Consider the following 14,167-nt stretch of genomic DNA (forward strand, 5'->3'; position numbering starts at 1 on the left):
CTCATCACAGTTGAGCCTCCGCGCTCATTCCGGCAACGTTGCGTGAGTGACTCTCGCAGCTCATGGTGTCCGCATCAATCCAGCGACGCCCCTGGGCTATGCGGGTTGCAGGGAGGCCTTTGGGGAGGCCTCTGGCATCAAAGCGAACCCATGATGTGCTGAGCAGGGTTGCACTCAAGCGGCGTGAATCCACGCGGCAGTCTGAGTTGTCGCAGCCGAGCGGACTGCTTTGATCTCCATCAAGACTGACGAAGCTCAACTGGTAGCTGCCCCCCGTTTTTTGATCGTCTCCGATGAATCGAAGCCGCAGTCCACGGCTTCCGTTCGCGCTGATCTTCAGGCGCTCGCAGGCCAAAGAACGCCCACCGACGACGAGGCGGCAATGCTCAGGCCTGTGCTCCAGACGGTTAAAAGCCTGGGCTGGATTGACCGTTGCCGGCACGACAAGCAGCAGTGGCGCCATCCAGAGATGAATCATCAGTAATCGCTGTCGGCAACGCACATGCCCAGGCAGCGAATGCCATTGCTGGCGGTTCTGCGGCAGTGGTTGCAGAGGATGCGCTCCGCATCGGCAGTCGATCTCTCCACGGGTTGATCGGTCGATCTCGCAGGTTCCTGTGCGGGGGATGCGGTCATGACGCAACGGGACGAGCTGGTGGCGATCATGGCTCGCAGCAGCATCGCCCTGTTGAGCAGCATCGGTTTCGGCACCTGGGCATGGGGCAACAAGGCGGTTTGGGGATACGACGCCCTGCGCGACGACGCTCGACTTCGTGCCACGTTTCGTCAGGCCCTCAGCTCTGGGCTCAACTTGATCGACACGGCGGATTCCTATGGAACGGGGAGCCTGAATGGACGCAGTGAAGCGTTGCTTGGCGACTTCATGGCCGAGTTGCCAGCCCTGCGCCGATCTCAGTTGATGGTGGCCACGAAGTTGGCCCCATTCCCCTGGCGATGGGGGCGTCGGGGCTTTGATGCCGCCTTTGAGGCCAGTCAAACGCGGCTCAAGGGGCAGCTTCGGCGGGTGCAGTTGCACTGGAGCACAGCGCGCTACGCACCCTGGCAGGAGACAGGCCTTCTTGATGGCTTGGCTGAGCTCGTTCTGTCTGGCCGGGTTGAGGAGTTGGGCCTGTCCAACCTGGGCCCCCAACGCCTGGTGTTGATCCATCGCCGTCTGTTGGAGAGGGGCGTTTCCCTGCGCAGCGTTCAGGTGCAGTGTTCGCTCTTGGCACCTGCGGATGATCAAATGCGCGAGTTGATTGCCGTCAGCAGGGAGCTTGGCGTGGAGGTGTTGGCCTACAGCCCTCTGGCTTTCGGCGTGCTGGGTTGTGCCCCCGGGTCTGAGGAGAGGCGTCCTGTCACCTGGTTGAGACAACGCCTGTTCCAGCGCCTCCTTCCGGCAAGTCTTGAGTTGCGCAGTGCGATGCAGGCCATCGCGATCGATCGCGGGGCATCGATGGTTCAAGTCGCTTTGAACTGGTGCAGAGCTCTTGGCACAACGCCGATTCCGGGGCTGCGAACTCCAGAGCAGGCCAGGGATGTCGCCGCTGCACTGCAGTGGTCATTGTCACCGCAGGAGTTTCAGCGGTTGGATGAGGCCCGGCTCCATTGCAGCGAACGGATGCCAGCCAATCCCTTCCAGAGCCGCTGAGTGTTGTGCTCAGGCCTCCGAGGCGGATTCAGGGGCTGGACTCACCACCACCGGGAGGCTGTCGCCGTCATTGCGAATCGGAACGACTTTGTCCTGCGAGGGGTCCAGGCGAGTGGGGGCTGGGGGAGTGTCCTGTTGCTGGGCACAGGCGGCGAGGGCTTCCTGCAGCAAGGAATCAAAGGTTGCCCCAGGTAGTCGATGCCGGGCGACCTCAAGAAAGGTTCGCGGAAGCGATTCGCCAGCAGCGCTCCTCAGAGCGGGGTTGTTCTGGCGATGCTCCTGCTCGTCCTGAATGGCGCGGATGAACCTGCGCGTTACGTCGCGCTTGGTGGACGCTTTGATCAGGGTGTCGCGCTCCTGAGGACCGTGACTGAGCTCCTGCTCCATGTCTTGAATCCGCCGTTCGAGGCTTTCCAAAACCTCCTGGGCTTCCTTGCCGATGTGAGCCAGTTGCCCATCCGAAAGGTGGGGCATGTCGGCCACGAACACCTTGCCGTGATCCCGGAGCGTGAGAAAAGTTGGTCGTGGACCCTGCCTGTAGCCCTGTTGCCTGTCCTGGCCTGAAGGCAAAGGACGCCTTGGAGGAACAGGACCTGCAGACGATCGACGGCGCGTAATGCGCTGGGGCTTATCAAAAGGCATTGAAAAAAAGATGTATTGACGCCGCTATCGGAAAGGTTTCCAATGTGCTTATAAGCAGCTTATTCGATCCCTTCTGGGCCAGTGCTCGACTGCATCAAACACTACTGAAACTGACGCAATCAGGTGGGAACACCTTCCAGAACAGCGGCGCTGCCTGGGGTGTTGGAGGTCACTTTGCCAATCACCCAAGCCCGATGGTTCTTGCCGCGGCAATGCTCGATCACAGCGGCCTCGCTTCCCGCCGGCACCACCAGGCAGAAACCGATTCCAAGGTTGAACGTGTGCCAAAGGTCCCTTTCGGGAATGTCTCCGGCCTCCTGCAGCCATCGGAACAGGGGTGGCCTTGTCCAGCTGGAGGCATCGATGCGCGCAGAGCAGCCGTCCGGCAGGCAGCGCGGGAGGTTTTCCGGGAGTCCTCCGCCGGTGATGTGGGCCATACCGTGGAGCTCGCATCCGCTCTGCAGCAGGTGCTGCACCAGTTCGGCATACAGGGTTGTTGGCGCCAGCAGATCGCCGATTAGAGGGCGCTGGTCGTCGCCATAAAGAGTGTTCGCATTTGCGTTGGCCTTCTCCAGCACCTTGCGTACCAGGCTGAAGCCGTTGCTGTGCACGCCGCTGCTGGCCACACCGATCACGCTGTCGCCAGGCTGGATGGGCTGGCCGTCAATGAGCTCGTCTTCTTCGACGACGGCCACACAAAAGCCGGCGAGGTCGTAGCGCCCCTTCGGGTAAAACCCCGGCATCTCGGCCGTTTCGCCGCCGAGTAGGGCGCAGCCGCTCTGCCTGCAGCCATCCGCGATTCCTTCAACGACCTCGGCCATTGCCGATGGCGCTAAGGCCCCAGTGGCCATGTAATCCAGGAAGAAGAGCGGCGCGGCTCCTGAGGTGATCACGTCGTTGACGCACATCGCCACCAGGTCGATGCCCACGCCGTGATGGCTGCCATGCTCCTGGGCTAGCTCCAGTTTGGTTCCGACGCCATCGGTGCCTGAGACCAGCAGGGGCTTACGCAATCCGGCTGGAAGACGCATCAGCCCGCCAAAACCGCCAAGGCCGCCGATGACCTCCGGTCGGTGGGTGGCTTCCACAGACGCCTTGATGCGCTGCACGAACGCGCGCCCGGCCTCAACGTCAACTCCAGCGCTCTTGTAATCCATGGAACGAATCCGATGCATTGATCCTGCAATGCCGCGGAGCCTGTGCTGATTGACCCGTCGGCACAGTATCCGATTGGCCGTGCTTATCGATTGTTTTCTCTCGGCTTATGCCCGCGGACTTGCTTTCCGGTGTTGATATGCCAGTCGGCACGCGGTTTAGCGGAAGAGGCGGGCTTGAGAGGCTGTGCCGATCGCGGTGATGGCGCCCAGTTTCTTTCCAAGAGCACCTTTTTTAAGTTCAGATAAATAATTTTTTGTGAGGCCTGCCAACGGCCGAGAACTGCGAGCTCAGTTCCAAGACCTTGGCCACGCCGCTCTGCATGCGAGTCCTCCTGACTTTGGCCACGCTCTCCGGAGCGATCTCAGGCAGTGCGGCCATCCTGCCTGTTGTGGCCAGCGATTTCCGCTCTGTCAACGGTGCAGAGCCCCTTGACCCTCTGGATCTGGTGGTCGAGCCCCAAGCCCCTGAGCTGCAGGCAATACTTTCTCCGGCGGAGGTCAGATCGGTTCTTGCACCTCCTTCCCCTGAACTCCCCAAGCCGAAGCTGAAGGTCGTTCCAGAAGTTGTGAAGGTCATCACTGGTGAGGCCAGTTGGTATGGCCCCGGTTTTTATGGCAACCTCACCGCCAACGGTGAGATCTACAAGCCCGGCACGATGACGGCGGCCCACCGCTCTCTTCCCTTTGGAACCAAAGTGCGCGTCACCAACCTCTGGAACGGGCGTACAGCCGTGATCCGCATTAACGATCGCGGACCTTTCATAGATCACCGGGTGATTGACCTGGGCCATGGCGCCGCCTCTGATCTGGGACTGACTGCCTCTGGAATTGCCCAGGTCATGCTTGAGGTGCTGCGCTGAGCTGCGTCGTTCTCTCCACCCAGGCCGAGCTGGAACGCTTCCTGGCCAACCTTTGTGGACCTCTGCAATTCGTGCCCACCATGGGTGGGTTGCACCAGGGTCATGGTGAGCTGATCCGCCTCGCTGCGGCACGGGGTCCTGTGCTGGTGAGTGTGTTTGTTAACCCACTCCAATTCGGTCCAGCTGAAGACTTTGATCGCTACCCGCGAACGCTAGAAGCGGATCGGCTTTTAGCCGAATGCTCTGGCGCCCATGCCCTTTGGGCTCCGAGTGTCGATGCCATCTATCCAAGTGGGTGTCAGTCAGCGGTGTCGCGCTCAGCACCTGCAGACCTGCAGACCCATCTTTGTGGAGCTTCCCGTCCCGGTCACTTTGATGGTGTGGTCACGGTCGTGGCCCGGCTGCTGCAGTTGGTGGAGCCGTCTTGCCTTTGGTTGGGTGAAAAGGACTGGCAGCAGCTGGTGATCCTGCGCCGGCTCGTAGCCGAACTTGATTTGGGCGTGGCGGTGCAGGGCGTTCCCACCATTCGTGAACCTGATGGTCTGGCCTTGAGTTCCCGCAACCAATACCTGTCCTCCGCTGATCGGGCTCGAGCCGCTGCTCTGCCGGAGGCACTGCGTCGTGCCGATCCCAGCGATCCCGAGACTTCGGTGCGTCAGATCCTCGGTGAAGCAGGGCTTGAAGTGGAGTATGTAGAGAGGGTCGACCCCTTCACCCTTCAGCCCTGTGGCTCTGAAACGGCCACCTCACTGTTGGCCGCGGCAGTGCGTTGCGGGACGACCCGTTTGATTGATCACGTCTTCCTGATGACCCGCCAGCCCCTTGTTGCCATCGATGGCCCTGCCGGTGCTGGCAAAAGCACCGTTACTCGCGCTTTTGCTGAGCGGATGGGGCTGGTCTACCTCGACACCGGCGCGATGTACCGCTCGGTGACCTGGTTGGTGCAACAGAACGGTGTGGAGCCCCAGGATGCGGCGTCAATTGAACCGCTGTTGAACGACCTCGACCTCCAGCTGAAGACCTTGCCCGGTGGCAGCCAGCAGGTGTTGGTCAATGGGCAGGACGTGAGTGACGCGATTCGCTCGCCGGAAATCACAGCGTCAGTTTCGGCAGTGGCCGCCCACCGTTGCGTCAGGCAAGCGCTGACCGCTCAACAGAAAGCGATGGGTGCCAAGGGTGGCTTGGTGGCAGAAGGCCGCGACATCGGCACCGCTGTTTTCCCGGATGCTGACCTGAAGGTATTCCTCACGGCCACGGTGGGCGAACGGGCCCGGCGCCGGGCTCTGGATATGGAGCAGCGGGGCTTCCCGGTGCCTGAGCGATCTGAGCTCGAAGCACAGATTGCCGAACGGGATCACCTCGACAGCACCCGTGAGGAGGCTCCTCTGGTGCAGGCGGACGATGCCGTGGAGCTCGTGACCGATGGCATGAGCATTGAGGCTGTGATCGATGCCCTGGTGGGGCAGTTCCGGTCTCGGGTGGCTGAAGAGGTCTGGCCTACGCCGGCGGGCTGAGTTCGTTGAGCAGGTTGGCGCAGGCATCCTCGAGCAGATCGAGCACATGCTCGAAGCCCGCCTCGCCCCCGTAATAGGGATCCGGTACCTCCGTTTCGGAGAATCTCCGTGCATAGCTGAGCATGGGCTTGATGCTTGCCGTTGCTCTTGGCCCGGCTTCGCGAGCCAGTCCTTGGACGGCCGTGAGATTGTCGGTGTCCATGGTCAGCACCAGATCGAAACTCGAGAAATCGTCGAGGCTGATCTGTCGTGCGCGGCTGGGCAGCTCAATGCCGCGACGGTTCGCGGCAGTCTGCATGCGTCGGTCCGCCGGATTGCCCACATGCCATCCGCCCGTTCCGGCGGAATCCACCACGAACTGATCACTGAGGCCACGCTCTTCAAGCAGGTGCAGGAAGACGCCTTCGGCCGCTGGTGAGCGGCAGATGTTGCCGAGGCAGACGAACAACAGTTTCTGGGTCATCCGGCGTTAAGGCGTTGGAGGGCTTTCAGGGCCCGCAGCTGCACCACCCTTACACCTTCCGCATCCGATGCGAGCTGGTGCAGTGCAGCCCGGCCCTGTTCGGCCAGGTGCGCTGACAAAGCTGCGCTGTTCAAGCGTTGCTCGAGTCCGTAGGCCGCTGCGTAACGCACCACCCACTCGTCGTCTCGCACGGCTTTGAGTAGTCCCTCGAAACAGCGCTCAAGCTGATCGTGCGCTGAGTCTTCACTTAGCTCCAAGTCCGCCAGGCCACGGGTTGCGGAGCGCCGCACGCTCGGAGCGATGTCGGCCTGAAGGGCATGCTCCAGGAGGTCAAGACCTCGTGGATCCCGCAAGGCGGCAATCACCTTTATCACCCAGGCCCTTGCGCCGTAATTGCGGTCATCCAGGCTCACCAGAAGGATGGGAACGATGTCCCGTCCCAGTTGAATCAGCCCCTGTGTTGCTGCGGCTGCCACCGCTGGATTGTTGAACCCCAGCACCTTCACGAGCGGTTTGGCGGCCTCAAGGTCGTTCAGTGCACAAAGGGCTTGCGTGGCTTTGACTAGCTCTGGGGTGCTGGTGGCCCGCTCGAGAGTCTGAAGCGCCTGGTCCAATGCTGTGCTGGTCATCAGAGCAGTCCGTCCATTGCGTCGAGAACGTCATTGGGGTCGTCGTTGCGTTCCGCCACCTCTCGGAGTGCAACCAGCTTGAGGCTGGGTTCCACCGCAGCCGAGCGGATCGAGGGCACGGCGGCGAGCCAGCCGGTGGCTCCGAGGTCGAGCAGCGCGCCACGGCGCACCAGGGGTTCTGGATGGTTCAGCAGCTTTTTCAGTTCCGTACCCCACTGATCAAGACCGGTCAGCTGCAGCAATGCTCGGCAGGCCGCTGAACGGATCAATGGCCGCGGGTGTTCCGTGAACGGCTGAATCACGGCGAGATTGCTGCTGCTGCCATCACCAATGTCACCGAGGGCTTCCAGCAACGCTTCACAGGGTTCGTTGAGCAAGGGGGATGAAGGTTGCTCAGCTCCTGCCCCTTGCAATCCACTGGCCAGCAAAGCGCGAATGCCCTCAATAGCCCCACAGCTGCCCATGGCACCAAGCGTGCGGACCACCTCCTCCCGCACGGTGTAGTCGTTGGAGTGCAGCAGCGCCAGAAGAGGTTTTTCTGCTCTCGTATCCCTGAGCAGACCTAGAGCACGGATCGCGTTGAGTGCGATACCGCGTTGTTCTGGATCAATCGGCGCGGCATTCAGTGCCTCAAGAGCTCTAAGCAGAAGAGGGATGGCATCAGGGTGCTGGCTGCGCATCTTCCCCAGCCACCAGGCGGCGTAGTACTGCGTCGAAGGATCCTTCGTTTGGCGGAGGTTCTTGATTACCTGCGTTTCACTCAGTGGTTCCATCACACCCAGGCCGCTGCCATGTCGGCCGTCCAGCTTTGGGTTCGCTTGAACCGGAATGGGCCTGCCACCGAGCCCCAGCAGCGCTCATTTGTGTCGGGGTCATGGCCGCGATCGAGGGTCGAAAGTGAGTCACCCTCTAAGTGAAAGCTGCTCACCAGCACAGTGTCTTCGCCATTCCGTTGCACGATGCACTTGCATCCGGGTTCAATTGCGCCGTGGTAGCCGTCTGGCTGTTCGAGCACTTGGTAGTGGCACTGATTCAGGCTGATCAGGTCTCTCTCCTGAATGGCGAGGCGTAGTTGCGGATCAAACGTGGCTCCGGCGAAGCGTTCCGGGTCACGAAAGATGTGATTCCAAAGCTTGATGGCGCCGGAGGCCTGCTCTTCAGCGCGGATCATGCGCAACCGGTAGGGATGCTTTGGATCAACGGCATAGGTCTGCTCGAGCAGGATTGATCCTGGACGTAGCTGTATGAGCGGGCGATACCTCAAAAAGATGTGGGCATACAGGGGAGGGTTGTCGAAGGCTTGCTGCTGGTTGCTGAATTCGCCACAGAGCAGGTTGAGAAAACGCCGAATGTTGGGGGTGATCACAGCGCTCTGATGGGGCCGAAAAAGAACAATAAAAAAAGCCCCCCGAGGGGGGCTTGGAACACAACGTCAACTGATCAGATCAGGGCGTTAATGGCGTAGTCGATGTAGCTGTTGGCTTCTGTTGCAGCGTCGCCGCTGAGGCCGTGGTTGGCCTTGATGTGCTTCAGAGCTTCCACATACCAGGAGGGGGAGAGCTCGAAAGTGCGGTTGATCTCGTCTAAACCGGCGATCAGGTAGTCGTCCATGGGCCCGGTACCACCAGCGACCAGGCAGTAGGTGATCATTCGCAGGTAGTAACCCACGTCACGGGAGCACTTGGCTTTGCCTTCGGGGGTGGCTGAATAGTTCGGCCCAGCCATCTGGGTGGTGTAGGGGAACTTGGCGTACACGGCCTGGGCAGCGCCGTTCACCAGGGAATCAGCCTTACTGGTGAGAGCCTTGGCAGCTTCGAGGCTGGCCTTGGCGCGATTGAAACGACCGGAGGCAGCTTGAACCTCGGTGTTGCTCAGGAAACGTCCCTGAGAATCAGCTGCTGCAACAGCTTCGGTGAGAGGGGTTTTCATTGGTTAGGAGGAGTAAGACGTCGAATCAACGCGTCGATCAGGCGACGGAAGCTGCGGCTTTGTCGAAGTAGGTGCCGATTTCGCTGCTCAGGGAGGCGCAGTCACCAGCTGAGATGCCAGCTTTGTCGTTGACGAGTGCTAGAGCGGCTTCCTTCATCAGGTTGACTCCAGCTGCAACCGAAGCACCGGGAGTGCCAAGGGCCAGGTAGGTCTCGCGCAGGCCATTCAGGCAGCGGTCTTCCATAACGGAAGAATCACCTGTGAAAGCGGAGTAGGTGACGTAACGCAGGATGATCTCCATGTCGCGCAGGCAAGCAGCCATACGACGAGAGGTATAAGCGTTACCGCCAGGGGAAATCAGAGAAGGCTGTTGTGCAAACAGCTGACGAGCGGCCGAAGCAACGATGCTGGAGGCGTTGCCGGAGATGCGGTTAACGGCATCCAGACGCTTGTTGCTGTCGGAAACCATGGCAGCGAGGGCGTCGATCTCGCTGGTGCTGATGAATTGTCCCCGGGCATCGGCCTGGGCGACAACCTTGGTGAAGGCGTCGAACATGGTTGTTGTTCCTGTGAACTACGTCTGGAGCGGGAATCTCAGACTTGAAAGGGATGGTTGAAGGCTATTGCCTCCATCCCGTCGCCTGCGATTCTGGCCAACAGCTCGGGAGCGTCCCGAAAGCTGTTCATAATGCTTAACTCCCTTGCGGCGACAAGGAAGTGGCGGTGGATTCTTCGAGGTCAAACAGCACGCCGTGGATGTACGACTCCGTCCATTCACTGCCGTAAAAGCGCGTCAACATGCCGCGGGCTGGATCTTTCTCGGCGCGGTAGGCCGTGTAGCGCTTCTGGCCTGAGAGCAGGTGTGCAGCACGCTGATGGTCAACGGGCTGCGCTTCCTCCACCAACGCTAGGTAGAGCTGGAGGTAGTCCGCAAAAGCCGGACGGATCACGCGGTCAATCAGCGCATCGCCTTCCTCCCCAAGCGGGATCCTGGTCCAGAGAAAAGCAGGTGAGAAATAGGGCTGTGCTTCCTCAGGAATGGGCCCCCCATCGGGGAGTTCGGCGCGCCAGCGCTCGAATAGCGGCATTAGCCGCTGCCAAACCGGGCCCGTGTGATCGGGATCTGCCTTGTCGACAGGCTGCAAATCCAGTGCGAGCAGGTGCCCATTGGGCAGTGTTACCAGATCGGCTCCGAAGAAAGGAAGATCAAAACGATTGCTGGGGTTGATCACGAAGTTGAGTACCGATGCAGCCGCACCAGCCTCAACGCAGGCACAGCGCACTTGGCGCAGCTTTTCTGTCGAACAGGCCCAGGTTGCAGTGCTGACTGGCACTGGTTTGGCCTTGGATCCTGTGCTGCCCTCTTTCTGCAGAAATCGTTCCGCAATTGGATAAGGATTCGGATGCAGAGAGCTCAGCGCCGCAACGGCGGTGTCGAGAAAAGGCTGCCAGCGCCATCCGGGGATCTGGACAGGATCAAGACTCGTCGTGCGGAGAGGGAGGGTCATTTGGGTTGGCTGGCGGGGAAGAGAAATTCGTGCAGGAAACGATCAGACCATTCACTTCCGAAATGGCTGGTAAATAGGCCGTGTGCAGGATCTCTCTCTGCACTGTAAATATCATAATTTTTCTGAAGTTTTTCTACTTCGATGGGGTTAATGGAAGAGGGGGTTTTAACGGCCTCGTCGTGTAATTCCCAGTAGGTTTTTAGAAAAGCGCTGAAAGCTGGGGGTAGCGATGATGTCGCTTGTTCTGCTCCGCCCCGGCAGAACAACAGCCATGAGGAAAAGTATTGATTTGGATCAAAGGAACGCATGGTCTCTTCACCATTGAGATCCGGAAATTGAGCGTTGAGTGACTTCAGCCCATCGAAGTAGCGCTTCAAGTAGTCCTTGTCTTGAACAAGCGGTTGGAAATCAAGAACAGCAACCAACTTCTGCTTGGCACCGAACCAGAGCAGATCAACTCCCATTAACGGATGGTCGTAGGTGTATTCGGGATAGGCAACGGAATTCAGTACTTGCAAGCTGTCACCAGCATCCAACCGGGTAACGCGCCATCGTCGAAAGCCAGGCACGTCCCAAAGCCAGCTCTTGATGGTGCTAGAGCGTTTGGATGATTGATTGTGCTCAAGTCCATGAGGAACCTCAACAGGTACTGCGCCCCGTGCTTCGATTCCTGAAAGCAATTCCTCAAGAAATGGATCAAACATGGTGATCAGTTGTTACCTGTTGAAGATGCCATGGCTAGTTGTTGTGCACGCTGGGTGATATCTGAAATTTCGGCATCAGTAGGGCACCGAAACTCGGTGCAATATGTGGTCATTGCAACACCATCCAAGCACTGAACAGAACTCACTCTCATTCTGATCTGATCGGTCACAAACCAACAGCGTTCAATGCCAATATTGGTGTCGTATCGCGTCGTGATCGTCACGACGCCGTCGTCTGCGAAGCTGTAAGTGCTTAAAACAGATTGTTTTTCAACATATCCAACATCTCGAAGTAGAAATCCCTTTCGGGGGTCTTCATGGTCAGGGACGTCGATGACTACTGCAGCGTAATCATCATTGCGGACGCCTTTCTTGATATTGCTTTCCCACCAAAATCGTGCCCCACCCGAACTGTCTTGGATTTTAATATTCAAAGAATTGCAGATTTTGGTGACGACTGGATCATCTGCATTGAATGGTTCAATGACTAGATTGGAATCCGCAGCTTCGTCATCTTGATAGTCGTGGTGATGAACAGCGCGCCTGTTTAACCAAGTCCCGCGGCTGGCTTCGAAGAAATCCGCCATCGTCATCGGCGGGGAAAGTGTCTGCACCATTGGTTTGCGCGTTGAAGAAAATTAATTAATACAGGCGAACCGGTAGATTTTTTTGGCAATTCAAGACTTGACCTGCTGTGCATTTCTCTGTGCAACCAGCTGTGACATCACTTCGTCGAGTCTTTGAAGCTCTGGATGTGCTGAAACAGTGGCGTCAATCTTTTTCTGCGATAAGCGCAGTTTTTTGCCCAAACCAACTACATCTTGAAATAGTCTTTCCCTATAGGCAGCTAATTCATCGATGGACTCTTGCAACTCTTCGAGGCTTGGTAAATCGGACGCTGCGTTGTCCATGAGCTTCTGATTGAGACAAAAGATCTTAAGCCTGGTCGATGCCTGCCAGAGGCTTTTGTGAACCTTTGCTCAGGTTTGCGTCAATAAAGGAGGGATTCCCCTCGTATCTGCCTAATTCCTAGGGTGCCAACCGGGGTAATTGCCCCAAGGTGACAAACTTTTGCGTAAAGGGGGCTGTTTGACGAACCCTGCTGACAACTGAGTTTAGCCTGGGTCAGCGCTTCCACCACCCTTGGGTCTTCGGGCTTTTAAGGCCTGTTCACCCGGCGGTTTCCGAAGCACTGCATCCCCAAAACTGTCTGGCCCCCAATGCTCGACGCATTCTCCCGCACAGTCGTCAGCGCTGACGCCAAAACTGCACCTGTTGGTGGTAGCGATCTCGCTAGCCTCCGCTCCTACGTGCAAGATGGCAACAAGCGTTTGGACGCTGTGAATGCCATTACTTCCAACGCCTACTGCATCGTCTCTGATGCAGTCACCGGCATGATCTGCGAAAACACAGGTCTGATCCAGGCTGGCGGCAACTGCTATCCCACCCGTCGCATGGCTGCTTGCCTTCGCGATGGTGAGATTGTGCTTCGCTATATCAGCTATGCACTGCTGGCTGGTGACGCTTCCGTGCTGGATGACCGTTGCTTGAATGGCCTCAAGGAAACCTATATCGCTTTAGGTGTTCCTACCCAGTCTGCTGCCCGTGCGGTCGCGATCATGAAATCCGCTGCTACGGCTCTGATTGGTCAGACCAACTCTCCTGCCAGCGGTGGTGCTAAGTACCGCAAGATGGAAACCACTCAGGGCGACTGCTCTGCACTGGTGGCTGAAGCAGGTTCTTACTTCGATCGTGTGATTGGCGCAATCAGCTGATCTACGGACGATCAAGTCTTCTTTCCTTACCTTCTCAGCACCTTTCACCTAAGGATCTCAAATGAAATCCGTCGTCACCACTGTTGTGACCGCAGCTGATGCAGCCGGTCGCTTCCCTTCCCAGAACGATCTTGAAGCTGTTCAGGGCAACATCCAGCGTGCAGCTGCTCGTCTGGAAGCTGCCGAAAAGCTGGCCGCCGGTCTGGACAATGTCACCCGCGAAGCAGGTGATGCTTGCTTCAATAAGTACGCCTATCTGCGGCAACCCGGTGAAGCCGGTGATAGCCAAGTGAAGGTCGACAAGTGCTACCGCGACCTCGGTCACTACCTGCGCTTGATCAACTACTGCCTCATCGTGGGTGGTACAGGTCCTCTCGATGAGTGGGGTATTGCAGGAGCACGTGAGGTGTATCGCACCTTGGGTCTTCCCACCAACGCGTACATCGAAGCTTTGACTTACACTCGCGATCGTGCTTGTGCCCCTCGCGATATGAGCCCTCAGGCTCTTAATGAGTTCAAGAGCTATCTTGACTACGCAATTAACGCACTGTCTTGATCTGTTCAAGATTTTAGGGAAAGGGGGGAGCAGTTGCTCCCCCCCTTTTTTTTGTGTCAGCAAGATGGAAGACCACTGATCATTCCATCACAGACAAGCTGAAATTCCAGTAGATTGGCTCAAGGTGTATTTTTTTGATGACGACGTTTGTTCTATCCCATAACTTGCAGGTTCAATCAGATCTCGTGCCTGCATTAAATTTTGAACTGCTTGCTCAAGAACTTAAATCTCTTTCGAAAAATATCTCTTCAACAGCAGTTCTTAATCATCCTCATTGGAAGCTCTCTATATCAACTGATTTATCGCCGCAGGATATGGCTGTTGATTTAGTGCAAACTTGGTCTGAGCACCGTCGTCAACTCGGGCACGACATGAACCACGTTGTCCTGGCACTTGGTGGAAGGAAAGACTCCCAAGCATCTCCTGGAGCTCCACTCCAGGAGGGATATTGGGGTGTTGATTTGGTTGAAACGCCTGATGAAACCACTTTTCTTCAAGCAATCAACTGGGAGGCACTTAAAGCTGGCCGATCCGAAGATGCGATTTTTGAAGTCTCTTCGAGAGCTTCATAGTTCTTGATCAGGCTTGTTTCCGTCGATTCCTACGGCGGCTAGAGGTACTTTTACGTTTGTTGGCCTCTGGCTTGTCAGAATCTGCTTTTTCTTTCTTGTCAGGAGTGGGTTCTTTTTGGGGTGTTAATTTCTCTACTAGTTTCCGAACCTTGGATGTAGACGGTTGCTGTTTAGGTGCTGGTATCGAAGGCTGATCTGCTGCGCACC

At 57.7% G+C, this 14,167-nt stretch carries 20 protein-coding genes; 6 read left to right on the plus strand and 14 right to left on the minus strand.

What is annotated here, in order from left to right; translation table 11 throughout:
• Positions 1-4: 4 nt before the first annotated feature.
• Complete coding sequence (locus tag Syncc8109_RS01920) at positions 5-478, minus strand: hypothetical protein (RefSeq protein ID WP_232202438.1); 474 nt, start codon at positions 476-478, stop codon at positions 5-7.
• A complete protein-coding gene (locus Syncc8109_RS12480; RefSeq protein WP_006852127.1) occupies positions 478-636 on the minus strand; it encodes a hypothetical protein in 159 nt (52 codons plus the stop codon). Before Syncc8109_RS12480 ends, Syncc8109_RS01920 begins: the two co-directional genes overlap by 1 nt.
• Between Syncc8109_RS12480 and Syncc8109_RS01925 the strand changes: the two genes are divergently transcribed.
• Positions 635-1,651: an aldo/keto reductase gene (locus tag Syncc8109_RS01925; protein ID WP_006850487.1), complete on the plus strand. Its 1,017-nt coding sequence runs from the start codon at positions 635-637 to the stop codon at positions 1,649-1,651. The two genes, Syncc8109_RS12480 and Syncc8109_RS01925, sit on opposite strands and share 2 nt — an antisense overlap.
• Before the next feature lie 9 nt (positions 1,652-1,660).
• On the opposite strand, the gene Syncc8109_RS01930 is transcribed toward Syncc8109_RS01925, so the two are convergent.
• Together Syncc8109_RS01930 and purM are read right to left on the minus strand one after the other, a co-directional pair.
• Entirely contained in the window at positions 1,661-2,293 is a 633-nt protein-coding gene (locus Syncc8109_RS01930; RefSeq protein ID WP_006849732.1) for a hypothetical protein, read from the minus strand.
• 119 nt (positions 2,294-2,412) lie between these two features.
• On the minus strand, positions 2,413-3,450 hold the full coding sequence (purM, locus tag Syncc8109_RS01935) for a phosphoribosylformylglycinamidine cyclo-ligase (protein ID WP_025362073.1): 1,038 nt from the start codon (positions 3,448-3,450) through the stop codon (positions 2,413-2,415).
• Between the two features lie 320 nt (positions 3,451-3,770).
• Between purM and Syncc8109_RS01940 the strand changes: the two genes are divergently transcribed.
• Together Syncc8109_RS01940 and Syncc8109_RS01945 are read left to right on the plus strand one after the other, a co-directional pair.
• Positions 3,771-4,310, plus strand: a complete 540-nt coding sequence (locus Syncc8109_RS01940; protein ID WP_025362074.1) for a septal ring lytic transglycosylase RlpA family protein — start codon at positions 3,771-3,773, stop codon at positions 4,308-4,310.
• Between the two features lie 62 nt (positions 4,311-4,372).
• Complete coding sequence (locus Syncc8109_RS01945) at positions 4,373-5,824, plus strand: bifunctional pantoate--beta-alanine ligase/(d)CMP kinase (protein ID WP_232202482.1); 1,452 nt, start codon at positions 4,373-4,375, stop codon at positions 5,822-5,824.
• Here the strand turns inward: Syncc8109_RS01945 and Syncc8109_RS01950 are convergent.
• The 10 genes from Syncc8109_RS01950 to Syncc8109_RS01995 form a co-directional block, all read right to left on the minus strand.
• Positions 5,808-6,287 (minus strand): low molecular weight protein-tyrosine-phosphatase, encoded by a 480-nt coding sequence (locus tag Syncc8109_RS01950; protein WP_006850607.1) that lies wholly within the window; start codon positions 6,285-6,287, stop codon positions 5,808-5,810. The two genes, Syncc8109_RS01945 and Syncc8109_RS01950, sit on opposite strands and share 17 nt — an antisense overlap.
• Positions 6,284-6,916: a HEAT repeat domain-containing protein gene (locus Syncc8109_RS01955; protein WP_006852086.1), complete on the minus strand. Its 633-nt coding sequence runs from the start codon at positions 6,914-6,916 to the stop codon at positions 6,284-6,286. Before Syncc8109_RS01955 ends, Syncc8109_RS01950 begins: the two co-directional genes overlap by 4 nt.
• On the minus strand, positions 6,916-7,689 hold the full coding sequence (locus Syncc8109_RS01960; protein ID WP_006850646.1) for a HEAT repeat domain-containing protein: 774 nt from the start codon (positions 7,687-7,689) through the stop codon (positions 6,916-6,918). The genes Syncc8109_RS01955 and Syncc8109_RS01960 overlap by 1 nt, the downstream gene beginning before the upstream one ends.
• Positions 7,689-8,282, minus strand: a complete 594-nt coding sequence (locus tag Syncc8109_RS01965) for a chromophore lyase CpcT/CpeT (protein WP_006851825.1) — start codon at positions 8,280-8,282, stop codon at positions 7,689-7,691. The genes Syncc8109_RS01960 and Syncc8109_RS01965 overlap by 1 nt, the downstream gene beginning before the upstream one ends.
• 74 nt (positions 8,283-8,356) lie before the next feature.
• On the minus strand, positions 8,357-8,845 hold the full coding sequence (gene cpcA / locus Syncc8109_RS01970) for a phycocyanin subunit alpha (RefSeq protein ID WP_006849642.1): 489 nt from the start codon (positions 8,843-8,845) through the stop codon (positions 8,357-8,359).
• Between the two features lie 37 nt (positions 8,846-8,882).
• Positions 8,883-9,401 (minus strand): phycocyanin subunit beta, encoded by a 519-nt coding sequence (locus Syncc8109_RS01975; protein WP_006850328.1) that lies wholly within the window; start codon positions 9,399-9,401, stop codon positions 8,883-8,885.
• 136 nt (positions 9,402-9,537) lie between these two features.
• The gene (locus tag Syncc8109_RS01980) at positions 9,538-10,353 is read right to left on the minus strand and encodes a phycoerythrobilin:ferredoxin oxidoreductase (protein WP_006850341.1); all 816 of its coding nucleotides are present in this window, start codon (positions 10,351-10,353) and stop codon (positions 9,538-9,540) included.
• Complete coding sequence (locus Syncc8109_RS01985) at positions 10,350-11,057, minus strand: 15,16-dihydrobiliverdin:ferredoxin oxidoreductase (RefSeq protein ID WP_006851571.1); 708 nt, start codon at positions 11,055-11,057, stop codon at positions 10,350-10,352. The genes Syncc8109_RS01980 and Syncc8109_RS01985 overlap by 4 nt, the downstream gene beginning before the upstream one ends.
• Before the next feature lie 5 nt (positions 11,058-11,062).
• The gene (locus tag Syncc8109_RS01990) at positions 11,063-11,674 is read right to left on the minus strand and encodes a phycobiliprotein lyase (protein ID WP_006849863.1); all 612 of its coding nucleotides are present in this window, start codon (positions 11,672-11,674) and stop codon (positions 11,063-11,065) included.
• A gap of 60 nt (positions 11,675-11,734) precedes the next feature.
• Positions 11,735-11,968, minus strand: a complete 234-nt coding sequence (locus Syncc8109_RS01995) for a hypothetical protein (RefSeq protein ID WP_006850416.1) — start codon at positions 11,966-11,968, stop codon at positions 11,735-11,737.
• A gap of 309 nt (positions 11,969-12,277) precedes the next feature.
• Here Syncc8109_RS01995 and cpeB point away from each other — a divergent pair, with 309 nt between their 5' ends.
• The 3 genes from cpeB to Syncc8109_RS11475 all read left to right on the plus strand — a co-directional run bounded on the left by cpeB (position 12,278) and on the right by Syncc8109_RS11475 (position 13,960).
• Positions 12,278-12,832 (plus strand): class 1 C-phycoerythrin subunit beta, encoded by a 555-nt coding sequence (gene cpeB / locus Syncc8109_RS02000; protein WP_006850931.1) that lies wholly within the window; start codon positions 12,278-12,280, stop codon positions 12,830-12,832.
• A 61-nt stretch (positions 12,833-12,893) separates the two neighbouring features.
• On the plus strand, positions 12,894-13,388 hold the full coding sequence (cpeA, locus tag Syncc8109_RS02005; RefSeq protein WP_006851808.1) for a class 1 C-phycoerythrin subunit alpha: 495 nt from the start codon (positions 12,894-12,896) through the stop codon (positions 13,386-13,388).
• A 137-nt stretch (positions 13,389-13,525) separates the two neighbouring features.
• Positions 13,526-13,960: a DUF2656 family protein gene (locus Syncc8109_RS11475; protein WP_071823033.1), complete on the plus strand. Its 435-nt coding sequence runs from the start codon at positions 13,526-13,528 to the stop codon at positions 13,958-13,960.
• The last annotated feature ends 207 nt before the right edge of the window (positions 13,961-14,167 follow it).

The sequence above is a fragment of the Synechococcus sp. WH 8109 genome, assembly GCF_000161795.2.
Taxonomy (GTDB): domain Bacteria; phylum Cyanobacteriota; class Cyanobacteriia; order PCC-6307; family Cyanobiaceae; genus Parasynechococcus.

What these genes read in the sequence shown, in the direction of transcription:
- purM (WP_025362073.1), bottom strand. Translation starts at nt 3,450, where the DNA reads ATGGATTACAAGAGCGCTGGAGTTGACGTTGAGGCCGGGCGCGCGTTC.
- Syncc8109_RS12480 (WP_006852127.1), bottom strand. Translation starts at nt 636, where the DNA reads ATGACCGCATCCCCCGCACAGGAACCTGCGAGATCGACCGATCAACCC.
- cpcA (WP_006849642.1), bottom strand. Translation starts at nt 8,845, where the DNA reads ATGAAAACCCCTCTCACCGAAGCTGTTGCAGCAGCTGATTCTCAGGGA.
- Syncc8109_RS01985 (WP_006851571.1), bottom strand. Translation starts at nt 11,057, where the DNA reads ATGTTTGATCCATTTCTTGAGGAATTGCTTTCAGGAATCGAAGCACGG.
- Syncc8109_RS01920 (WP_232202438.1), bottom strand. Translation starts at nt 478, where the DNA reads ATGATTCATCTCTGGATGGCGCCACTGCTGCTTGTCGTGCCGGCAACG.
- Syncc8109_RS01940 (WP_025362074.1), top strand. Translation starts at nt 3,771, where the DNA reads ATGCGAGTCCTCCTGACTTTGGCCACGCTCTCCGGAGCGATCTCAGGC.
- Syncc8109_RS01995 (WP_006850416.1), bottom strand. Translation starts at nt 11,968, where the DNA reads ATGGACAACGCAGCGTCCGATTTACCAAGCCTCGAAGAGTTGCAAGAG.
- Syncc8109_RS01930 (WP_006849732.1), bottom strand. Translation starts at nt 2,293, where the DNA reads ATGCCTTTTGATAAGCCCCAGCGCATTACGCGCCGTCGATCGTCTGCA.
- Syncc8109_RS01990 (WP_006849863.1), bottom strand. Translation starts at nt 11,674, where the DNA reads ATGGTGCAGACACTTTCCCCGCCGATGACGATGGCGGATTTCTTCGAA.
- Syncc8109_RS01960 (WP_006850646.1), bottom strand. Translation starts at nt 7,689, where the DNA reads ATGGAACCACTGAGTGAAACGCAGGTAATCAAGAACCTCCGCCAAACG.
- Syncc8109_RS01950 (WP_006850607.1), bottom strand. Translation starts at nt 6,287, where the DNA reads ATGACCCAGAAACTGTTGTTCGTCTGCCTCGGCAACATCTGCCGCTCA.
- Syncc8109_RS01975 (WP_006850328.1), bottom strand. Translation starts at nt 9,401, where the DNA reads ATGTTCGACGCCTTCACCAAGGTTGTCGCCCAGGCCGATGCCCGGGGA.
- Syncc8109_RS01925 (WP_006850487.1), top strand. Translation starts at nt 635, where the DNA reads ATGACGCAACGGGACGAGCTGGTGGCGATCATGGCTCGCAGCAGCATC.
- cpeB (WP_006850931.1), top strand. Translation starts at nt 12,278, where the DNA reads ATGCTCGACGCATTCTCCCGCACAGTCGTCAGCGCTGACGCCAAAACT.
- Syncc8109_RS11475 (WP_071823033.1), top strand. Translation starts at nt 13,526, where the DNA reads ATGACGACGTTTGTTCTATCCCATAACTTGCAGGTTCAATCAGATCTC.
- Syncc8109_RS01980 (WP_006850341.1), bottom strand. Translation starts at nt 10,353, where the DNA reads ATGACCCTCCCTCTCCGCACGACGAGTCTTGATCCTGTCCAGATCCCC.
- cpeA (WP_006851808.1), top strand. Translation starts at nt 12,894, where the DNA reads ATGAAATCCGTCGTCACCACTGTTGTGACCGCAGCTGATGCAGCCGGT.
- Syncc8109_RS01955 (WP_006852086.1), bottom strand. Translation starts at nt 6,916, where the DNA reads ATGACCAGCACAGCATTGGACCAGGCGCTTCAGACTCTCGAGCGGGCC.